This window comes from Pannus brasiliensis CCIBt3594 (assembly GCF_036688125.1).
Lineage (GTDB): Bacteria > Cyanobacteriota > Cyanobacteriia > Cyanobacteriales > Microcystaceae > Pannus > Pannus brasiliensis.
This window is the reverse complement of the sequence record NZ_JBAFSM010000120.1, coordinates 1-390: the sequence shown is the minus strand read 5'-3', so window position 1 is coordinate 390 and position 390 is coordinate 1. Positions and strand designations below refer to the sequence as shown.

Sequence of the window (390 nt, the reverse complement as noted above, 5' to 3'; positions counted from 1 at the left end):
GAGCGGGCAACGACACCATCAACGGGGGAAATGGAAACGATACCGTCGATGGCGGCCTCGGAGCCGATAACTTGAACGGTGGCGATGGAAACGACACCTACTTGGTCGATAACCTCGGCGATATCGCGGCGGAAACCTTTAACGATGCCCTGGGGGGAGTGGACTCGGTATCCGCCTCCGTCAGCCATACCCTCGGATTCGGCATCGAGAACCTCACCCTGACCGGCTTTGGCAATATCAACGGGACGGGCAACGGCAATAACAACGTCATCACCGGCAATAGCGGTAATAACCTCCTCTTCGGGGACGCGGGCAACGACACCATCAACGGGGGAAATGGAAACGATACCGTCGATGGCGGTCTCGGAGCCGATAGCTTGAACGGTGGCG

The 390-nt window shown here is 58.5% G+C and carries 1 protein-coding gene; it reads left to right on the top strand.

Annotated elements, in window-relative coordinates:
• The coding region (locus tag V0288_RS25000; protein WP_332867913.1) for a calcium-binding protein at nucleotides 1–390 on the top strand (390 nt) is incomplete at both ends.